The 15,626-nt window shown below is 43.5% G+C and carries 14 protein-coding genes; all 14 read left to right on the top strand.

From position 1 onward, the window contains the following. The first annotated feature begins 197 nt into the window (after positions 1-197). The 14 genes from P8T57_RS05535 to P8T57_RS05600 all read left to right on the top strand — a co-directional run bounded on the left by P8T57_RS05535 (position 198) and on the right by P8T57_RS05600 (position 15,621). Positions 198-1,502 carry a nucleotide sugar dehydrogenase gene (locus P8T57_RS05535; protein WP_341364836.1) on the top strand — a complete coding sequence of 435 codons (1,305 nt, stop codon included), beginning with the start codon at positions 198-200 and terminating at the stop codon, positions 1,500-1,502. A gap of 2 nt (positions 1,503-1,504) precedes the next feature. After that, positions 1,505-2,554 carry a Gfo/Idh/MocA family oxidoreductase gene (locus P8T57_RS05540; protein WP_341364837.1) on the top strand — a complete coding sequence of 350 codons (1,050 nt, stop codon included), beginning with the start codon at positions 1,505-1,507 and terminating at the stop codon, positions 2,552-2,554. Between the two features lies 1 nt (position 2,555). Next, positions 2,556-3,137: an acyltransferase gene (locus P8T57_RS05545; RefSeq protein ID WP_341364838.1), complete on the top strand. Its 582-nt coding sequence runs from the start codon at positions 2,556-2,558 to the stop codon at positions 3,135-3,137. Then, positions 3,134-4,228, top strand: a complete 1,095-nt coding sequence (locus P8T57_RS05550) for a DegT/DnrJ/EryC1/StrS family aminotransferase (RefSeq protein ID WP_341364839.1) — start codon at positions 3,134-3,136, stop codon at positions 4,226-4,228. Before P8T57_RS05545 ends, P8T57_RS05550 begins: the two co-directional genes overlap by 4 nt. Then, positions 4,206-6,017, top strand: a complete 1,812-nt coding sequence (locus tag P8T57_RS05555) for an ABC transporter ATP-binding protein (protein WP_341364840.1) — start codon at positions 4,206-4,208, stop codon at positions 6,015-6,017. The genes P8T57_RS05550 and P8T57_RS05555 overlap by 23 nt, the downstream gene beginning before the upstream one ends. Positions 6,018-6,046: 29 nt before the next feature. Next, the gene (gene pseB / locus P8T57_RS05560; RefSeq protein WP_341364841.1) at positions 6,047-7,048 is read left to right on the top strand and encodes a UDP-N-acetylglucosamine 4,6-dehydratase (inverting); all 1,002 of its coding nucleotides are present in this window, start codon (positions 6,047-6,049) and stop codon (positions 7,046-7,048) included. 4 nt (positions 7,049-7,052) lie between these two features. After that, positions 7,053-8,204, top strand: a complete 1,152-nt coding sequence (pseC, locus tag P8T57_RS05565; RefSeq protein ID WP_341365364.1) for a UDP-4-amino-4,6-dideoxy-N-acetyl-beta-L-altrosamine transaminase — start codon at positions 7,053-7,055, stop codon at positions 8,202-8,204. A gap of 15 nt (positions 8,205-8,219) precedes the next feature. Beyond that, positions 8,220-8,945 carry a hypothetical protein gene (locus P8T57_RS05570; RefSeq protein WP_341364842.1) on the top strand — a complete coding sequence of 242 codons (726 nt, stop codon included), beginning with the start codon at positions 8,220-8,222 and terminating at the stop codon, positions 8,943-8,945. A 55-nt stretch (positions 8,946-9,000) separates the two neighbouring features. Next, complete coding sequence (locus P8T57_RS05575) at positions 9,001-9,603, top strand: pseudaminic acid biosynthesis-associated methylase (RefSeq protein WP_341364843.1); 603 nt, start codon at positions 9,001-9,003, stop codon at positions 9,601-9,603. Positions 9,604-9,784: 181 nt separating this feature from the next. Then, positions 9,785-10,717, top strand: a complete 933-nt coding sequence (locus P8T57_RS05580) for a hypothetical protein (RefSeq protein ID WP_341364844.1) — start codon at positions 9,785-9,787, stop codon at positions 10,715-10,717. Between the two features lie 661 nt (positions 10,718-11,378). Continuing rightward, a complete protein-coding gene (locus tag P8T57_RS05585; protein ID WP_341364845.1) occupies positions 11,379-11,876 on the top strand; it encodes a hypothetical protein in 498 nt (165 codons plus the stop codon). Positions 11,877-12,064: 188 nt separating this feature from the next. Then, entirely contained in the window at positions 12,065-13,006 is a 942-nt protein-coding gene (locus P8T57_RS05590) for a hypothetical protein (RefSeq protein ID WP_341364846.1), read from the top strand. 100 nt (positions 13,007-13,106) lie between these two features. Continuing rightward, positions 13,107-14,129, top strand: a complete 1,023-nt coding sequence (locus tag P8T57_RS05595; protein WP_341364847.1) for an N-acetylneuraminate synthase family protein — start codon at positions 13,107-13,109, stop codon at positions 14,127-14,129. A 208-nt stretch (positions 14,130-14,337) separates the two neighbouring features. Further along, positions 14,338-15,621, top strand: coding sequence for a hypothetical protein (locus tag P8T57_RS05600; RefSeq protein WP_341364848.1), 1,284 nt, complete (start codon positions 14,338-14,340; stop codon positions 15,619-15,621). Positions 15,622-15,626 lie beyond the last annotated feature (5 nt).

The raw sequence follows: 15,626 nt of genomic DNA on the forward strand, positions 1-15,626 counted from the left end.
TTCCGAAGCAATAACCAAGTGTTAGAAAACCCGAATGCTAGTAGCACATTTCGAGTTGCAAATTATTCTTGACGAATGCTATAGCCGCTGGGTTGAATCGTTTACTAGCCATAATATAAACGACCCACCCAGAACAAGAACATAACGTGAACCGCTCCATTTAAATTCACACACTTTGTAGAAGCGAACTTAGAAGAATGAAAAAACTACTGATCAATAAACTCAGTGATAAGTCAGCAAAGATTGGTGTATTTGGACTTGGTTACGTTGGACTCCCATTGGTGCTTCGTTACTCTCAAATTGGATTTAAGGTAATAGGTTTTGACGTAGACTCGGATAAAGTTAGAAAACTCAATAAAAATGAGAGCTACATTGAACATATTGAATCAAAAAAAATATCTGACGCATATTTAAACGGGTTTGAGGCTACGGAAGATTTCTCAAGAGCAGATGAAGTGGATGCTCTTATTCTTTGCGTACCCACTCCATTGAACAAATACCGCGAGCCTGACTTAAGTTTTGTTACCAACACTACTGACATGATCCTTCCTTATTTGCGCGCAGGGCAAGTTCTCTCACTCGAGAGCACAACTTACCCAGGCACGACAGAGGAGGAATTGGTGCCGCGTGTGACATCCAGAGGCTTATCAGTTGGGATCGATTTTTTCGTGGTTTATTCCCCTGAAAGAGAAGACCCAGGGAACTCACAGTTCGAAACTAAAACCATCCCCAAAGTTGTTGGAGGGCACACTGCCTCATGCTTGGAAGTGGGAAAAGCACTGTACCAACCAGCAATAGACAAAATCGTGCCCGTATCTTCCACAAAAGCTGCTGAAATGACCAAGCTGCTCGAAAACATTCACCGAGCTGTCAATATCGGGCTCGTCAACGAAATGAAAATAGTGGCGGATCGGATGGGGATTGACATACATGAGGTAATAAGAGCTGCTTCAACAAAACCATTTGGTTTCACACCGTATTATCCAGGCCCTGGACTCGGTGGTCATTGCATTCCAATTGACCCCTTCTACCTGACGTGGAAGGCAAGAGAATATGATCTGAACACCAGATTTATCGAACTTGCCGGTGAAGTGAACACGAGCATGCCACGTTGGGTTGTAAGTAAGACCATGGATGCGCTCAACGAGCGCGGAAAGTCTCTTAAAGGCGCAAAGATTCTTGTGCTTGGCATTGCTTACAAGAAGAACGTGGATGATATGCGCGAATCCCCAGCCGTTGTTATTATGGAGCTTCTACAAGAGAAAGGAGCGGATATCGAATACTCAGACCCGCACGTTCCTTCCTTCCCGCATATGCGGGAGCACAATTTTGATCTGAGTAGCGTCGCTTTATCCCCTGATATTATTTCTAGTTACGATGCACTCATTCTCACAACGGACCATCACAAGTTCGATTATCCCATGCTCCAAGAGAATGCGAAACTTATTGTGGACACCCGCGGAATTTATCTAGAACCTTGCGAAAATATAGTGAAAGCTTGAGCATGCTCCCTGTCATAAATGATAGAAAAATTCGGACCGCAGTCGTTGGATGCGGTCGTATTTCCCGAAATCATTTCGGCTCAATCGAGAAATATCCGAATGACATAGAGTTGGCCGCTATTTGCGACAGTGACCCCGTTGTTCTGCGGCAACACTCTGAAAAATTGTGTGTGCCTGCATATCGCTCGATGGAAGAGCTGCTTACGGGAGAGGAAATCGACCTGGTGGTGCTTTGCACTCCGAGTGGAGTTCACGCCAACCAAGCAGAACTGGCAGCTAAATTTGGCGTGAACGTCATGACTGAAAAACCGATGGCAACACGTTGGCAAGATGGTGTTCGCATGGTTCGAGCATGCGACAACGCAAATGTTCACCTGTTTGTCGTAAAGCAAAACCGTCTGAACACCACTTTACAACTCCTCAAACGGGCTGTTGATAAAAAGCGGTTTGGAAAAATTCACATGGTACATCTGAATGTATTCTGGACCCGCCCCCAATCTTATTACGATCAAGGTAAATGGCGTGGCACTTGGGAGTTCGACGGCGGAGCATTTATGAACCAGGCAAGCCACTACGTGGATTTGCTTGATTGGCTGATTGGTCCCGTTGATAAGGTCCAGGCCATGATGAGCACCACTCGCGACATCGAAGTCGAGGATACAGGTGTCTTGAACGTAAAATGGCGAAATGGTGCGCTAGGATCTATGAGCGTAACAATGCTCACCTACCCGGAGAACCTAGAAGGAAGTATTACAATTCTAGGTGAAAAAGGATCTGTGCGCGTCGGTGGCGTAGCGGTAAACGATATCCAACTTTGGAAATTTGACGAACCAGAGGATTATGACAAGGATATCCAACAAGCAAATTATGAGACAACCTCAGTTTACGGCTTTGGGCACCCTTCATATTATAAAAACGTTATTGAAACACTCAGAGGAGAAGCCGAAGCCGAGACAGATGGACGAGAAGGCCTGAAATCTCTAGAACTTCTCATCGCTGCATATCTTTCGGCACGTGACGGAAAGACAATATCTTTACCGCTGGAATACTGAAATGAATACTCAAATACACTCAACAGCTATCGTAGATCACGGCGCACAGATCGGTGACGGTAGCAGAGTTTGGCATTGGACTCACGTGTGTAGCGGAGCAAAAATTGGGTGTGAAACATCTCTTGGGCAGAATGTCTTTGTTGGTAACAATGTTGCAATCGGGGATAATTGCAAAATCCAGAATAATGTAAGCATCTATGACAATGTTTTCATCGAAAATGATGTCTTTTGCGGCCCAAGCATGGTTTTCACAAATGTTTACAACCCACGGGCAAAAATTAATCGAAAAGACCAGTATCTCAGCACTTCAGTAAAGAAAGGCGCTACGCTTGGCGCTAACTGCACAATCGTTTGCGGTATCACAATAGGTGAGCACGCATTTGTGGCAGCAGGTGCAGTGGTAAACAAAGATGTACAGCCCTACGCTCTTATGGCAGGGGTCCCAGCTCGGCAAATAGGCTGGATGAGCCAGTATGGCGAACAAATCCCATTACCTCTTGAAGGTGAAGGGACCTTTAAATGTCCTCACATGAACCTAGAGTACAAGCTGACAGGATCCGAATTGAAAGCCTACGAAGTATGAGTATACGTTTTATTGATTTGCAAACGCAATATCATCAACTTCGCGATCAAATCGCAGACCGAATAAACTCTGTTCTGGAACACGGCCAGTACATAATGGGTCCAGAAGTCTTGGAACTTGAGAACAAGTTAACTGCGTACTCTGGTGCAAAGCACTGTATTACCGTTGCCAGTGGTACAGAGGCATTATTAATCAGCCTAATGGCTATAGGGGTTTGCCCGGGCGACGAGATTATCACGACGCCGTTCACGTTTGTCGCAACAGCAGAAACAATCGTTCTCCTAGGTGCAACGCCCGTGTTTGTCGATATTGAGCCGGATACGTGCAACATGGATGCGGCTCTAATTGAAAACAAGATTACAGAAAAAACGAAAGCTATAATGCCGGTCAGCTTGTACGGGCAGCCATGTGACATGGATGCAATTAATGCGATTGCTGCGCGAAACGGCAACATCCCTGTTATTGAAGATGCAGCCCAAAGTTTTGGCTCGACTTACAAGGGTAAAAAAAGCTGCAATCTAAGCACAATTGGTTGCACAAGCTTTTTCCCCAGCAAACCCCTTGGGTGTTACGGAGATGGCGGCGCGATTTTTACGAACGACGACTCAATAGCTCAAGCCTGCCGTGAGATCCGTGTTCATGGACAAAGTAGACGCTATCATCACACACGTATTGGTGTCGGCGGTCGCATGGACACGTTACAGTGTGCAATTGTGCTTGCAAAGCTGGAAAGATTTAATTGGGAAGTCGACCGTCGAATGGAGATTGGAAACAGATACAATTCTCTACTCGACTTAGCAAAAATCGACCGAGTGCAACAAAGATCGGACAGGACCAGTGTCTTCGCACAGTACACCGTACTTTTAAAAGATCGGGAAGTCGCTCAAGAAAAGCTGAAAGGTCACGGAATCCCAACTGCAATCCACTACCCAGTGCCTCTAAACCAGCAACCTGCATATAGCCACCATGATAATTCGACAGCTACACCTATCTCGGAAAGGGCCTCTCAAGAAGTGCTGAGTCTTCCCATGGGCCCAGACCTAACAGAAAGTGATCAGATGTACATCGTTGAAAAACTTCAATTTAGGTAAGAAATTGAGCTCTTTAAAAAAGATTCTTGCGCTACTAACAACAAGTGAGCGTAGAAAAGCGCTCCTCCTTCTGGGCATGGTGTTTTTGATGGCATTGATAGACGCCGTTGGTGTTGCATCAATTATGCCGTTTATTGCTGTGTTAGCAAACCCAAGCCTTGTGGAAACGAATAATATATTCTCATCCATATATTCCTATTTTGAATTTTCTGATACGCAGTCTTTTCTTTTCTACTTAGGTGTTTTTGTTTTTGCACTTCTAATTATATCACTCTCATTTAAATCCATCACAACATACCTACAACTTCGATTTACTTTAGCAACGGAGTATAGCCTAAGTAAACGACTTGTAGAGGGATACCTACGACAACCGTACAGTTGGTTCCTCAACCATCACAGTGCTGATTTGGGGAAAACTGTATTATCTGAGGTTGGCGATGTTATTAATTATGGCATGATGCCTCTGATGACTTTTATTACTCAGGGGGTTCTCGCAGTATCATTACTTGCACTTTTGATGATTGTTGACCCAAAAGTCTCAATTATTGCGGGGACCACCCTTGGCGTGATCTACGGCCTAATATACATGATCGTCAATAACTTCTTGTCGCGTATTGGATCAGAACGAGTAGAAGCGAATAAGGCACGCTTCATGGTTTTGAATGAAGCATTCAGCGCTATCAAAGAAGTAAAAATACGTAACTTGGAAAACACGTACACTCAGCGATTTTCTGTCCCGGCAAAGAAATACTCAGTCAACCAAGCCTCTGTTCAGATCATAGCTCAACTTCCGCGCTTTGTGCTCGAAATGATAGCGTTTGGTGGAATGATTCTGCTGGTGCTAGCCCTAATGGCAAGGAGCGGCGATTTTAGTACTGCGATACCTTTAATCGCTCTTTATGCGTTTGCGGGGTATCGCCTGATGCCTGCACTGCAGCAGGTATACGGAAGCTTTTCCCAACTGCGCTTCTCCAGTCCGGCTATCGAACTGGTGCATAGTGAGCTAACGAGCTTAGCTAGCAAACCTCCATCAGGAACCGACACGAGTTCATTCTGCCCAATTAACGACATTAAGTTGACCAATGTAAGCTACAGGTACCCAAAAGCAGGACGCACCGCACTTACCAACATTAATATCAAGATTGTGGCAAATAGCATTGTAGGATTAGTTGGCACCACCGGCGGCGGAAAGACAACAACAATTGATATCATTCTTGGCCTACTTGAACCTCAAGAAGGCAGACTAAGTGTTAATGGCAAAGCTATAACTGATATCAATCGCCTGCAGTGGCAAAAAAGTATTGGTTACGTACCACAACAGATTTATCTCGCTGATGACACCATAAGTGCTAATATTGCTTTTGGCATTCCAGCCGCCAATGTAGACCACTCCAAAGTTGAGAGAGCGGCTAAAATTGCTAACTTGCATCAGTTTGTTACTACCGAACTACCTGAGGGATATTTAACCTATGTAGGCGAGAGTGGCGTGCGCCTCTCTGGTGGTCAGCGTCAGCGGATTGGGATTGCACGTGCGCTTTACCACAACCCAAGAGTGTTGATCTTGGATGAAGCCACAAGCGCGTTAGACAATCTAACTGAACAGGCTGTGATGGAAGCAGTAAACAATCTGGGGCATGAAATCATAATCATTCTGATCGCACACAGATTAACAACTGTTCGCAATTGCGACCAAATTTATCTTCTGGATAAAGGGCAAGTAAAAGCCCATGGTACTTATGATGACCTCATTCGACGTAGTGAGATATTCCGCTCAATGGCGACTAAATAACCAGATTACCCGAACCAACGGCTAATATTATGCTTAAAAACTCAACTATTCTTGTTACTGGTGGCACAGGTTCGTTTGGACACGCTTTCATCCCGATGACGTTAGCCAAATACAATCCCAAGAAGATAATTGTCCTCTCTCGCGATGAAATGAAGCAATGGGAGATGGCAAAGTTATTCTCAAATGATCAGCGCATCCGTTTTTTCATCGGTGACGTTAGAGACAAGGATCGACTGTATAGAGCTCTGGATGGTGTGGATTTTGTAGTCCATGCCGCAGCGACAAAAATTGTTCCGACGGCCGAATACAACCCCTTTGAATGTATTAAAACTAACATTAACGGGGCGATGAACCTAATTGATGCATGCATAGACCAAGGCGTGAAACGTGTTGTTGCGCTGTCAACTGACAAAGCGAGTAGCCCAGTTAATTTGTATGGCGCAACCAAACTAGCATCAGACAAACTCTTTGTCGCAAGCAATAGTTCATACGCCTTAGGCCACAACACCAGCTTTTCAGTTGTTCGTTATGGAAATGTTATGGGCTCTCGTGGCTCAGTAATCCCATACTTCATGTCCATCCGAGACTCTGGCGTATTGCCGATCACTGACCCTCGAATGACTCGTTTCATGATAACCTTGGAACAGGGTGTTGAACTAGTATGGCATGCATTTGAAGATATGGTCGGCGGCGAAATCTATGTAAAAAAGATCCCTTCGATGACTGTTGTCGACATTGCAAAAGCAGTAGCTCCTTCAGCGAAGCACGAGATTATCGGCATTCGCCCCGGTGAGAAATTGCATGAGCAAATGATCAGCTCCGAAGATTCACATTTCACTTATGAATACCCGGAGCACTACAAAATTCTCCCCCAAATCAACGATTGGGGAAATGATGCGAAACGCATAAAAGATGGCAAAAGGGTTCCTGAAGACTTCATATATGCCAGCGATACCAATACCGAATGGATGAGTGAACAATCACTAAAGTCTTGGGTGAATGCCCATCACGACACAATCGGAAAGATCTAACTTGATGATCCCATATGGCCGTCAGGATATATCAGAAGAAGACATTAACGCTGTCGTGAACGTGCTGCGCTCTGACTGGCTGACGCAGGGTCCATGCGTGCCGCGATTTGAAGCCGCTTTAGCCGAATACACAGGCGCCTCACACGCAATTGCGGTAAACAGTGCGACCAGTGCACTCCATATCGCTTGCTTGGCCTTGGGAGTTGGCCCCGGGGATTGGGTCTGGACAAGCCCGAACACCTTTGTAGCAAGTGCAAACTGCGCAGAATACTGCGGAGCAAACGTCGACTTTGTCGATATAGACCCCGAAACCTACAATATGAGTGTCACCAAGCTAGAAGATAAGTTGAAACATGCTAGAGAAACAAAAACTCTCCCCAAGGTAGTAATTCCCGTTCATTTCTCGGGACAGTCTTGTGATATGGAAGCAATACATGAACTATCCCAACAATACAGTTTTCGTATTATAGAGGACGCTTCCCACGCTATCGGTGGCCGATATAAAGGTGAACATGTCGGTTGTTGCAGGTTCAGTGACATCTCCGTCTTCAGCTTTCACCCGGTAAAAATTATAACGACGGCAGAAGGCGGCGCTGCTCTCACAAACGACCCGCAATTAGCTTCCCAATTGAACCTTTATCGTAGTCACGGAATAATTCGAGAAAACGCAGATAGAAGAACAGATGGTCCTTGGCAGTACGAGCAAATTGCTCTTGGCTACAACTACCGGATGACAGACCTACAGGCCGCTTTAGGGATTAGCCAAGTTAACCGTCTGGATTATTATATAGACGTTCGCAAGGCCCTTGCCAAACGTTACGATGAAAAGCTTGCTGGTACCAATTGGCGCTTACCAAAACAACAAATTTTTCAAACATCAGCACATCACCTTTACGTGCTCAGACTTCCAAATGATAATATTGAAGAGAAAGCACAATGTTTTGCTTATCTTCACGACAATGGAATTGGAGTGAATGTTCATTACATTCCCGTTCACACGCAACCCTACTACAAAGAAAAGAACATTAACTATGGACAATTAAAAAATTCGGAACAGTACTATAAAAGCGCGATCACAATCCCCCTTCACCCACGCCTTACTCATGATGAACAAGATTATATTATTCAACACTTAAAGCTAGCATTACAACTGTAAACAGTGAACAAATAGATGATAATTATTCCCGCAAAATATTCGTCATCCCGAGCCCCACAGAAAAACTTTAGACCATTCTACAATGGATTATCACTTCTACAGATCTCAGTTATTAGAAGCGTAACTGCGGATATTGGACCAGTTTTAGTGAGCACTGAAAATATCGATTTTGCGCGAGAGCAGATAAATCCCTTGCCGGCAGCAGTAAAAAAGAGCGTATCTCTTCACAAGCGCCCCCTGTCATTGGCTCACGATCCTGCTACTATTCTAGACGTTCTCGTTGACTGCTTGTTAACATCCAACACGAATCTTCCTAATTATATTTCTGTTGTACTACCAACATCCCCTTTCAACAGTGTAAGTTCGATACAAAACGCACATGAAAAGTTTATTAGCACCGCCAACGCAGAGAAACTAATTAGCGTATCACCATCTTCTAAGCCGCCATACAATGCGTGGGTTGATGCCCCCAGCACCGATCCCGACCGACTAGAACATGCATTTCCCGACAGTCCATACGCTCTTAGACAATCCACTTCATGTCCTATGACATATTTTTCTAACGGCTGTATTTCAATTTATTCTGTGGCCCCTCTACTAACAGACAAACAATTTAATTCAACAATTGGATACAAAATGCCAATTTTATCTGGAATAGATATTGATTTTGAACATGAATTCGATACAGCTCGACTTTTATTTCCAGATTGGTCTGAAGATTTGAATCTATTCACCTCTTAACCTTTTCCTCCCTGCCCCTAGCTAATAACCTGATCACTTTTAAAGGACCCCTCAAATGAATGACCAAGAACTGTTTTGGATAGGAGAATTCGGAGATGAATATGCTGAACGCAACAATGGCCTGGAACTCGTCGCAGCCAAGATTGATATGTTCAATAAATCACTCAAATCAGCCGGCGAAATAAATACGATAATAGAGCTGGGAGCCAACAGAGGATTGAATGCTGATGCGCTAAAGAGCCTATTCCCCAACTCCAATTATACTGGTGTTGAAATTGGAGAAAAAGCGTTTTCATTACTAAAAAAAAACATAAATGTGGACCAGTGTCACCATCGGTCAATACATGATTTTACAGCAAATCAGCAGTATGATTTAGCGTTAATATCTGGCGTAATGATACACTTGAATCCAGATGCCCTTTCAAGTGTTTATAAGCTTCTAGACACTCTTTCACAGCGATACGTCCTTATATCCGAATATTATAACCCTACTCCGGTAGAGGTTACTTATCGCGGACACCAGGGAAAACTCTTCAAACGAGATTTTGCTAAGGAATTCATGGATCAAAGTGGAAGAAAACTAATTGACTACGGTTTTGTCTACCGTAACGATCCAAAGTATAAACATGATGACATGACATGGTTCCTTTTTGAGTAGTATAATGATTTACCGGTGCTCAACATGCCTAAACCTCTCAACCCGGCCCAACTCTAATTTTGCTATAGGCGAACAGTGCGCTCCGTGTAGGTACTCTAAAAACACTGAAGGTAGTGATTTTACACAAAACCTTGATGCCTTTTGGACTCATATACAATCACTCTACCCATCGCGAGATGTAATGTCTCTTCGATATGTCCTTGGTGTATCCGGAGGAAAAGATAGCTTGCGACAAGCTGAGTTCTGTCGGCAGGTACTCGGCATAGAGCCAGTACTAGTGAGCGTTGGCCTACCACCATCTCAGACAAGCGAGACAGGAGTTTTGAACATTCAAAACCTATATGATCGCAACTATGAGGTTTTAATGGCCTACCCAGCCACAGAAACCCTAAAACGATTAACCAGATATTGCTTCTTTACCCTTGGAAACCTCAAGGTCGCATCAGAAGTTGCACTATTTAACGGGGCCGCGCGAATGGCCGACTTTGCTTCGGCCGACGTTATACTGTGGGGTGAAAATCCGGCATACTCGGTTGGCGACACAGCTTCCGCCGGTCGATCCTATTTCGATGGCGCATCAATATACCAAATTAATACACTATCTCAGTGCAAACAATTGCCAAAAGAGACTGTTGCTCTTCACGATTTCTTTTATGATATTGAAGATGGACTACGCAAGATAGCTCCCAAAATTGTATTTATGGGAGGGATTATCCCCAGATGGTCGAACCTCAGCAATGGACTCTTCTCACTTCTAAGCGGCTTCGGCGCCAGAAATGAGACTGAAGCTGACTATCTAAATATTAGCGCTGTTGATGAAGACTTCGTTTTAATAAACCAGTATATAAAATATTTGAAATTTGGTTTTGGCAGAACAACAGATATCCTTAATGAGATGATCAGGAACAACACTATCTCCAGAAAATATGCTCTTGAATTACTACCAAAACATGAACCTTATATTCCCATAAGTGAAATACGCCGTTTTGCTAAATTTATAGGGGTAGACGAGCACTCTGTATGGGTTGAAATCCTCAAAAACACAAATAACGATTTGTTTTTTACTCAAGACTCTCGGCCAGTTGCAAAACCACTGTTAGCTCAAGCTCGATGAAAATACTAAATATCCCAGGAAACATCGGCGCATTGCGATCTTGGCTGAGTCAGTTTACAAATATCGAGGTTATCCATACCAATCAAATCTCCCAAGTTGGCGCTGGTGAGCTTCTTGTATTACCAGGTGGAAATGTTGGGGGATTTAGCAAGAGGATTTCGGATGCAATACGAGAATCAATCGACAGAGATTGTAGAATTTTAGCAGTATGCGGCAGCTTCCAGTCGCTGTTTACTGGCACCGAAGAAACCAACAATCAGTTTTGCCTACAACTTTTCTCTGGGTATACTACTAAATTACCCTCTCCTAGAATTGGCCCCATCGAGGTTAAAAGCCATTGGTTCAGCGGGTCACCCTACTTCAATCACAGCTACGCAGTTTGCGTGCCTGAAACAAGCAAAGAATTAATGCATTTTGCATTGGACGACTCCGGAATGTGCTGGGGTATCAAAACCAGGCAAATTCTAGGTGTTCAGTTTCATCCCGAACTATCCCGAAATACCTTTGACATGGCGTTCACTGAATGGCTTCGAGACGACTAGCTAGTATTCTAATAATAGACGGCACTACCTGCATAAAGACAGGGGAGACAATATTCCCGTTATGGAGACCACAACCCCATATCGATTATATGCTGTCGGGAAGCTACACAGATCTAATCGTGGCGAGTAACGATGCAAATACTTTGATTAATTTGGATATTGACTGCAGAATAAATATGATTGCCGCCCTCGGTTGGTCCGGTGTCGCTCACATAGAACGGCTGTTCAATGCCGGATACTCTAAAGTGTTTTTCGGAGGAGCCCGAAGGGCTGTCCCGTCGGAGAGGGAAGAGCAGATTTTTCGCGAAATGGTTCGTATTTATGGCGCCTCTAGTTTCGGCTATTCTATGCACTTTCCCTGTCCGGAACCATATATCCCAAAGCATCTGTCTGATAGCTTTAATGAGGTTCTAATTATCGATAGCGAGCTTCAGCTGCTTCCTGATCCCGATCGTACAGCGCATATTGCCCACAGCATCTCCAGAAATATGCCCACCAAGGGCAAAGAAATAAACTTCTCTGCGCCGCACATCAATTATGAGCATTTTGAAAAGTGTGTTAATTTTCCGGTAAACTATGTGAATTACTGCGAGCACGGAATTGCCAAGTACAGATGAACTACTGTCAGAAATGTATATTAAGCAAAGACCACCCATTCGGAATATACAAGAGCAATAAATTTTGCTCCGGATGTATTTCTTTTAACTTAAGAAAAAATACTCTTCCACTCTGGAACGACGTTAATGAAAATACTCTTGCGTCCGAGTTAGAGAAAACTTTGGGATCGCTACCGGATAGAATTTTGGTGCCGTTCGATGCTGACGGAGAAACTTGGTTTGTACTGGACACCCTCACTAAACTCGGCACTAAACCGACTGTAGTATATTTCAATGCTCAGTATCACGACGAGGTGTTTTTTAACATCTTAAGCGCGTGCCAAGAACATTTTAATGTCGATTTCATTGGTTTTTCCTTACCCAAGAATATAATTCAGACCGCGATCGCTGAGGAGTTCAGCGTAGGGAATGGCCATTGTAGAAATCTAGAAATATTTGGCACCCATGCTGCTGCCTTATTTGCAGCGAAGCAGCTTGGCATTAAGCATGTTTTTGCAGGGCCCAACCAACAATCTGAAGTTGTTGGAAATCACTCCTTTGTCATAAGAAACCAACTCAAATCACCAGCATTTAATGACATAGTGATAGGCAAGAACCTACTTCCCCAAGTAAGAAATATGATCGCCAACACTGGATCGAAATTTGCTGAGATGTTTAAATTAGGAGCAATTGAAAGCCTGCTGGAAGAGGTTCACTGGCACTTTCTCAGTGACTATATTTTTTGGGATAGTGTGAATATAAACGAACACTATGGGAAGAAATTTACCATAAGTCCGCGTACAGTGTCCGGTTTTGGACCAAACTGGCAATCGTCCAGTTCATCTTTAAAGCTTGAATTCTTTGATCTTGTTCGATTGATCACTACTGGAACAAGTAAAATTGATTCTTTGCTTAGTCGTGACTTGAGATTTAATCGCATCTCAAAAATGTCGGCCCTAAAAGTTAGGGAAAAATACCTTGAGAAATCTTGGGATATAGAGACAATATCTCAATTCCAAGGAATCTCGACAGTAAACATGAAAAAAGCAATCGACTTGTACCAGAAGAAAAAGTCTCCTTTGTACACCCCCTTATCGCTAACAGGAAACTGCAATTACCAAGTACATTCTCACTATCAAAAATTATACTAGCTAAAATGAAAAGTAATTTCATTTCTGACGAACGAAGTGCCCTTCTATTTCGGCTTTAATACATACCTAATTTCCCGACGTTTCCTCGCGGAGTGAACCAATGCACCACTTATTTGAGCGCCCACAAAAGAAAGACCTTTTTGTTATGGCAGACCTCGGCTTAACCTGCGGTGGCGACATTGATCGCTCCCTTGAGCTGATTGAAACCGCTGCCGAAATGGGGGTTCACGCTGTTAAATTTCAGATGTTAGACGCTAACGAGCTTCTAGGCGACAAGTCGATTGAATATACATATCCGACTTTGGCAAAGGGCAACATAACCGAAAACATGTACGAAATGTTTTTAAAGCTAGAATTCTCTGACGCGGACTGGGCTCTGATCAAGAGTCACTGTGACAAATATAACATTGGTCTCATTGTTACGTGCCATGTAGAAAGCGCAGTTCAACGCGTCAACAAGCTCAATCTTCCCGTAAATAAAATTTGCACATGGAGCTTGAGCCACTACCGGATGATCGAAGCATTAGCCAAGAACGGAAAACCGTTAATTATTGATACCGGAACCATTGATATTGATGATCTTGAGGACCTTAGGAAGTTTTATCACAGCTCCGGAGGAGGAGAGCTCATCATTCTTCATGATTTTCACACTTCAGTCCCTGAAGAAATGAACTTTCGGGCAATAAAGACGCTGATTGAAGCTGGGTATAAGGTTGGCTACACTCCACAAGGACGAAGGGATTGGCTTGATTATATGGCCGTCGGTCTCGGCGCAACCTTCGTTGAAAAACGGTTAACTTTGTCAAGGGAGATCCCAGAAAATGGCCACTGGAAAGCCCACGACCCCCAGGACTTTAAAAAGTGGATTGAAAACATACAGGAATGCTACACATCACTTGGCGATGGAATATTGCAACCGACGAAACAAGATATAATTGATAGCAAAAAATACTATAAATCTGCTTGGCTAGCAAAAACTGTGAAAGCTGGCGACATTATCCAATCCGAGGATTTTGCATTTAAACGTCCGGGCACCGGAGTTTCCTCTAAAGATATATACTACAATTACCTTGGAAAACGTTTTGCCAACAACTATGAGAAAGATGATTTTTTCCGCGGATAGTGAACAATTATTTCAAAACAAAAATGTTAGTGGGCGATATACTGGTGCTTATACTCGGAACTTTATTATCGCCCATTTTTTTAAAAAAAATAGCGCCGGAACAATAAATATGTACGAATTTTGAAATTAATATTTTTTAGAAGTTCTAATCATCGCTAAATCATATAAATCGTGTTTTGTAAGCTAATCTTTGCATGAGAACATGTTGATGTCCCTGTCAAGTCTAACCAAAACATTACTGAATTTTATTAAAAATACTTATAGTAAGATAAATACATATACTGGAGACGACAGGAACCAATTACAAGATTCTGACATTCTGTTTTTCTGTCACGATGTCGACCGTGGAGTCACTTTAGGAAACAAGGCTTACTCACCTCTTGTTGATAGCTTGAAAGATTTTTTTGAGGAAGAAGGAATAAGATGCATTACAATTGCTCACCCTTTCTCACGCCTGACAAGCGAGTATGCACATGGTTCACCTATTTCGATTAACAAACCATACTTGATTTCCAGAATACTTACAAAATTTTTACCACGCACAGCTCGCTTTCTATCTTTAACCCCCACCGATCTCTACAAAAAAATACTACAAAAAACTAGGGCCAAGGTTGTAGTATCTATAGATATTCGAAGGGAATTGTGTGCCGCGGCACACGATTTGGAAATCTTTTCCATCGAATTATTACATGGCGTATCTCACACCTGCCTCCCCGCAGGCTGGGACGTCGCAACGTCAAAAGAGCTACCTAACGGCATCCTATCTTTAAGCTCGCAGTCCTCACTTCTATTTTCCAGCCAGACTTCCCCTCAGATAGAAGTAAAAACTATCCCACATCCGTTTCTTAGACGCTTTACTCCTGCACGCTTATCATGCCTTCCAGAAGAATGGGCACTTCCCCGGACAGACCGAAAGAAGTTCCAGAAAGAGATACTCATCTCCCTAATGTGGGGATATGCCGGAGACCATGGTCCCAATTCACCGTTTGAAGGGATTCTTGCTAACGGTTTGTTCCCAGAGGATTTGTCTTGGGCCATAGCAAATAGACAGGACATATTCTGGCGATTTAGATTGCATCCGGTTCAATTGCGGGGCTCCAAGTATGCTAAGCTGCGTCAGTTCATACGGAATTACGTTGCTTGCCACCCCAATACAGAGTGGGAGCAATCTTCAACACTTCCACTGCCAAGCATAGCATTGCACTGCGCTGGTAATATCTCTATGGCTTCGAGCGCTTGCTATGACGCGGCGGCAATGGGGCTAAAATCTCTGATGCTGTGCCCCACGCTACAGAGTGGCGGGATTAATGAATTACTATTCGAAGATTTGCTTCAAGAAGGTTATATCGAGAAACATACGTCGTCTAAGAAGCTGATATTGGATTGGGTCGACAAGGTGAAAAAGACAACACCAAGATTGCTAAACATAGAAGACGACGCAGCATGGGATGAAGCAACAAGTTGGGTACTAAAAGCCGGAAAACTATCCTAAACGAA

Source organism: Thalassospira sp. SN3W (genome assembly GCF_038070535.1).
Classification (GTDB): domain Bacteria; phylum Pseudomonadota; class Alphaproteobacteria; order Rhodospirillales; family Thalassospiraceae; genus Thalassospira; species Thalassospira xiamenensis.

What these genes read in the sequence shown, in the direction of transcription:
- P8T57_RS05575 (WP_341364843.1), top strand. Translation starts at nt 9,001, where the DNA reads ATGAATGACCAAGAACTGTTTTGGATAGGAGAATTCGGAGATGAATAT.
- P8T57_RS05550 (WP_341364839.1), top strand. Translation starts at nt 3,134, where the DNA reads ATGAGTATACGTTTTATTGATTTGCAAACGCAATATCATCAACTTCGC.
- pseB (WP_341364841.1), top strand. Translation starts at nt 6,047, where the DNA reads ATGCTTAAAAACTCAACTATTCTTGTTACTGGTGGCACAGGTTCGTTT.
- P8T57_RS05580 (WP_341364844.1), top strand. Translation starts at nt 9,785, where the DNA reads ATGTCTCTTCGATATGTCCTTGGTGTATCCGGAGGAAAAGATAGCTTG.
- P8T57_RS05540 (WP_341364837.1), top strand. Translation starts at nt 1,505, where the DNA reads ATGCTCCCTGTCATAAATGATAGAAAAATTCGGACCGCAGTCGTTGGA.
- pseC (WP_341365364.1), top strand. Translation starts at nt 7,053, where the DNA reads ATGATCCCATATGGCCGTCAGGATATATCAGAAGAAGACATTAACGCT.
- P8T57_RS05545 (WP_341364838.1), top strand. Translation starts at nt 2,556, where the DNA reads ATGAATACTCAAATACACTCAACAGCTATCGTAGATCACGGCGCACAG.
- P8T57_RS05570 (WP_341364842.1), top strand. Translation starts at nt 8,220, where the DNA reads ATGATAATTATTCCCGCAAAATATTCGTCATCCCGAGCCCCACAGAAA.
- P8T57_RS05535 (WP_341364836.1), top strand. Translation starts at nt 198, where the DNA reads ATGAAAAAACTACTGATCAATAAACTCAGTGATAAGTCAGCAAAGATT.
- P8T57_RS05595 (WP_341364847.1), top strand. Translation starts at nt 13,107, where the DNA reads ATGCACCACTTATTTGAGCGCCCACAAAAGAAAGACCTTTTTGTTATG.
- P8T57_RS05600 (WP_341364848.1), top strand. Translation starts at nt 14,338, where the DNA reads ATGTCCCTGTCAAGTCTAACCAAAACATTACTGAATTTTATTAAAAAT.